Origin of the sequence: Desulfovibrio sp. SGI.169 (assembly GCF_050313595.1) — a bacterium.
Lineage (GTDB): Bacteria > Desulfobacterota > Desulfovibrionia > Desulfovibrionales > Desulfovibrionaceae > Desulfovibrio.
Genome location: NZ_JBNPLS010000068.1, coordinates 1 through 1851, shown reverse-complemented (window position 1 = coordinate 1851; position 1851 = coordinate 1). Strand labels below are relative to the sequence as shown.

General features: G+C 52.1%; 1 protein-coding gene, 1 pseudogene and 1 other annotated feature. Of the genes and pseudogenes, one reads left to right on the top strand and one right to left on the bottom strand.

The window, feature by feature from the left end; genetic code table 11:
- A pseudogene (locus ACQRA4_RS13735) lies at nucleotides 1–1092 on the bottom strand (IS3 family transposase); the annotation flags it as partial.
- Nucleotides 695–811 (bottom strand) — a sequence feature (AL1L pseudoknot). It overlaps the preceding pseudogene by 117 nt.
- Before the next feature lie 64 nt (nucleotides 1093–1156).
- On the opposite strand from ACQRA4_RS13735, the gene ACQRA4_RS13730 reads away from it, so the two are divergent.
- A partial coding sequence (locus tag ACQRA4_RS13730) for a tyrosine-type recombinase/integrase (RefSeq protein WP_427823613.1) occupies nucleotides 1157–1851 on the top strand: 695 nt, incomplete at its 3' end.

Genomic DNA, 1851 nt, shown 5'->3' with positions numbered 1-1851 from the left:
TGGCCAGTTCCACTTCTGCACGGTTTTTCCAGCTCTTACGGTGTATTACCTCCGCTTTGTAAAGACCATTGATGCTCTCCGCCATCGCGTTGTCATACGAGTCGCCAGTACTCCCTGTTGATGCCAGTAATCCGGCTTCCTTAAGCCGCTGCGTGTAGGCCAGCGATACATACTGAGAACCTTTATCACTGTGATGGATTGTGCCGGACGGCCGACGGGCCCACAACGCCTGCTCCAGTGCATCCAGCACGAATGTTGTTTCCATGGATGATGAGACCTGCCATCCCACGATGTATCCGGCGAACACATCAATGATGAACGCCACATAAACGAAGCCCTGCCATGTGCTTACCCAGGTAAAATCAGCCACCCACAACTGGTCTGGACGTTCTGCCACGAACTGACGGTTTACGCGGTCGCATGCGGCAACGGCTTTCCGGCTGACGGTAGTGCGGACCTTTTTACCCCGGAGAACACCGGCAAGTCCCATAACCGCCATGAGACGTGCCACAGTGCATCTGGCCACTCTGATACCTTCCCGTAACAACTGACGCCAGACTTTACGCACACCGTATACCTTGTGATTTTCATCGTATACGCGCTGTATCTCTTTCTTCAGCCAGTCATCGCGCTGCGCACGGGCACTGCGTTTATCCGGATAATGTCGCTGTTGCTGACAGTGGTAATACGTTGACGGGGCAATATGCAGTTCGCTGCATACCGGTCCGACCCCGTACTGCTCACGCAGCTTATCCAGCAGTGGCATTATTTTTTCCAGAGGCGGTCGAACTCCGCCTTCGCAAAATAAGCGGAAGCCTGGCGAAGGATATCGTTACTGCGGCGCAGTTCACGATTTTCACGTTCCAGCTCTTTCAGACGCTGACGTTCAGCGGTGGTGAGTCCACCATCACCACTCCCGGTATCCCGCTCATGCTGGCGAACCCAGACACGCAGAGTCTCCGGCGTACAGCCAATCTTTGGGGCAATGGAACAAATTGCCGCCCACTGTGAGTCATATTCATCCTGACTTTCCAGAACCATACGAATCGCCCGCTGACGGACTTCGGGGGAAAAACGAGTATTTTTAGTCATCCTGTTTACCTCTTTCTCAGGGAGTTTAGTCTCCAGGATTTCCGGGGCGGTTCAATCTGCCGTAATGCGTTATGCCGTACAGTCTGGCATCATCAGATATAATCCTGCTCTGGATATGGCTGGCGCATTGACTACGGTAAAACGCCAGCATCGCCCCGCTCTTGATCTTTCTCGCCTGCCTGAACTTTTGTCGCGTATTGGCAGTTACAAGGGGCAACCTGTCACCCAGCTTGCCGTTATGCTGAATTTACTGGTTTTTATTCGTTCCAGTGAACTCAGATACGCCCGCTGGTCTGAAATTGATATTGACAATGCCATGTGGACTATTCCAGCCGAACGCGAACCTCTGCCAGGCGTAAAATTTTCATACCGGGGCTCCAAGATGCGAACACCACATCTTGTGCCACTCAGCCAACAGGCTGTAGCCATACTGGCAGAACTTCAGACATGGGCTGGTGAAAATGGTCTGATCTTTACGGGAGCACATGACCCACGTAAACCAATCAGTGAAAACACCGTAAATAAAGCCCTGAGGGTTATGGGGTATGACACAACCCAGGATGTCTGTGGTCATGGATTCCGGGCGATGGCATGTAGTGCATTAATAGAATCAGGTTTGTGGTCCCGCGATGCAGTTGAACGTCAGATGAGCCATCAGGAACGTAACGGTGTACGTGCTGCTTACATTCATAAAGCAGAACATCTGGAAGAACGTCGACTGATGCTACAGTGGTGGGCCGATTTTCTGGATGCAAACAG